The sequence below is a fragment of the Kosmotoga sp. genome (genome assembly GCF_982836095.1).
Genome location: NZ_CEYIHJ010000220.1, coordinates 1 through 2,395, shown reverse-complemented (window position 1 = coordinate 2,395; position 2,395 = coordinate 1). Strand labels below are relative to the sequence as shown.

The following is a 2,395-nucleotide window of genomic DNA, read 5'->3' as shown; positions in this document are numbered from 1 at the left end:
AGACCTTCTCCGATCAGTATATGAGGGCGTCGCTTATGCTTTAAGAGATGGCTACGAATCTATCATAAAACTTGGTGACAGGATAAATAGCATTAAAATCGTTGGTGGTGGCTCAAAAAGCAACATATGGTCTCAAATAATATCGGATAATTTTGGAGTAATTATGCAAAGGCTATCTGTTGATGAAGGAGCCGCTTATGGCGTTGCAAGACTTGCGGCTGAAAGCTCCGGGATCGATACATCAAGCTGGATCAAAGTAACAAAGAGCATCAAACCCATATCATCCAATATGAAGCATTACAACAAAATGATAAAACTATATAGAAAATTGTATATATCATTGAAGGAAAGATTTCAAGAATTAGATGAAATGAACAAGGGGGGATAATATGGTTTTTTTTCCTGGAGTTGACAAGATAGAGTTCGAAGGTAAGAACAGTACTAATCCTTTTGCGTTCAAGTTTTACAACCCAAATGAACCTTTTGAAAAAACAACCCTGAGAGATTACCTGAGATTTTCTGTGGCTTTTTGGCATACGTTCAATGGAAATGGGCAGGATATGTTTGGGTCGCCAGCTTTTATCAGGCCATGGGATAATGCTAAAACAAGCTTGGACAAAGCTTTAATGAAAGTCGATGCGCTTGTGGAATTCTGTGAAAAACTCGGGGTTAATTACTTTTGTTTTCATGATCGTGATATAGCTCCTGAAGGAAAAACATTGAGGGAAACCAATGCAATATTGGATAAAGTGGTTGATTACCTAAAAGCGAGGATGAAAGAATCAGGTTTAAAGCTTCTCTGGGGAACTGCAAATCTTTTTGGGCACCCAAGATATGCGCACGGTGCTGCTACTTCGTGTTCTGCTGATGTATTTGCTTACGCAGCAGCACAAGTTAAGAAGGCGATTGAGATCACAAAAGAACTTAATGGTGATGGTTATGTTTTCTGGGGTGGCAGGGAAGGTTATACAACCTTGTTGAATACGGATATGCAATTGGAACTTGATAACCTTGCCCGGTTTTTGAGAATGGCCGCTGATTATGCAGACGAGATAGGATTTAAAGGGCAGCTTCTTATAGAGCCAAAACCTATGGAACCCACAAAGCACCAATATGATTATGATGTGGCAACCGCTACGGCTTTTTTAAGGAAGTACGGATTAGAAAAGCATTTCAAGTTCAATGTGGAAGTTAACCATGCTACACTTGCTGGTCATACTTTCAATCACGAGCTACGGTATGCGAGAATCAACGATATGCTTGGAAGTATCGATGCAAATCAGGGGGATTCGTTTTTGGGATGGGATACCGACCAATTTCCAACAGACCTGTACATTACCACGTTAGGTATGTACGAAATAATAAAGAATGGGGGTATTAAGCCTGGCGGTTTGAATTTTGACGCCAAAATCAGGAGAGAGTCTTTGGATATAAATGACCTTTTTATCGCACATATCGCTGGAATGGACTCTTTCGCGTTGGGTTTAAAAGCAGCTAAAGAACTTATCAATTCGGGATTTGATAAATTTGTAGAAGAAAAATATTCTAGTTTCAACCAGGGAATAGGGAAGAAGATTGTTGAAGGGAATACAAGTTTTAATGATCTTGAAAGATACATTCTCGATAAAGAAAGCATTTTGCTTCCTTCAGGAAGTCAAGAATATCTTGAAACGCTTCTCAACAGGGCTATTTTATTGGCAGGTGCAAAGTGAGTACCCCTCCCTTACAAAAAAATGCCTCCTTTTAACTTTTAAGGAGGCATTTTTCGTGAACCGGGGAATTGACATTTCACAGAGTTCCCATCGTGGTGGTTGTCAAAATGCCTCCCCGAATGTTATAGACCATAGTGACTTTTATTCTGTTGGTTTGAAGCAGTTTTTTAAGATCTTCATAGATGATTTTCGTTGCTTCTTCCTGGTAAACTCCAACGTTTCTAAAACTTATGAAATAGTATTTAAGTGATTTCAACTCAACAATCTTGCCACCTTCAGGGTAATATTCAATGGTTACTTTCGCAATATCTGGTAACCCCGAGAAAGGGCAAACTGCTGAAAATTCTTCTGTATCAATCCTTATATATTCTTCGCGGCCATCAAAGGGTACCGCTTCAAGAAAATCGGCTCTGATCTTTTCTTTGCCTTCAAAATTAAAGCTCTTTCCTTCAGCTTTCGGCATAGTGCTCCTCCTTTATTTCCCAATGCCCGGTTAGTGCTTTCACTCCAAGATAAACAAAAGGCGTATCCATCATGGCAATGAAAATTTTGAAAAGGTATTGTGAGAATATCATATTCATGAGTGCAACGCCTGGAACAGCTCCGGCAAATGCGACGGTTATAAAAACGATGGTATCAATAAACTGCGAAACCATGGTGGACAAGTTATTTCGAAGCCACAG

General features: G+C 39.5%; 4 protein-coding genes. 2 read left to right on the top strand and 2 right to left on the bottom strand.

Going from position 1 to position 2,395, the window contains the following annotated elements; all coding sequences use genetic code 11:
- Together AC3LHT_RS10380 and xylA are read left to right on the top strand one after the other, a co-directional pair.
- Positions 1-388 (top strand): FGGY-family carbohydrate kinase (locus AC3LHT_RS10380; RefSeq protein ID WP_488662838.1); only part of this gene is annotated, 388 nt, incomplete at its 5' end.
- Between the two features lies 1 nt (position 389).
- Positions 390-1,712, top strand: a complete 1,323-nt coding sequence (gene xylA / locus AC3LHT_RS10375) for a xylose isomerase (RefSeq protein WP_488662837.1) — start codon at positions 390-392, stop codon at positions 1,710-1,712.
- 76 nt (positions 1,713-1,788) lie between these two features.
- Here xylA and queF read toward each other — a convergent pair whose 3' ends face one another.
- Together queF and AC3LHT_RS10365 are read right to left on the bottom strand one after the other, a co-directional pair.
- On the bottom strand, positions 1,789-2,175 hold the full coding sequence (gene queF / locus AC3LHT_RS10370; RefSeq protein WP_290646600.1) for a preQ(1) synthase: 387 nt from the start codon (positions 2,173-2,175) through the stop codon (positions 1,789-1,791).
- Positions 2,162-2,395: queuosine precursor transporter (locus AC3LHT_RS10365; protein WP_488662836.1), on the bottom strand; the 234-nt coding region annotated here is incomplete at its 5' end. The genes queF and AC3LHT_RS10365, both read right to left, overlap by 14 nt.

Bases quoted from the DNA above. Each gene is read 5' to 3' on its own strand.
- xylA (WP_488662837.1), top strand. From the start codon at position 390: ATGGTTTTTTTTCCTGGAGTTGACAAGATAGAGTTCGAAGGTAAGAAC.
- queF (WP_290646600.1), bottom strand. From the start codon at position 2,175: ATGCCGAAAGCTGAAGGAAAGAGCTTTAATTTTGAAGGCAAAGAAAAG.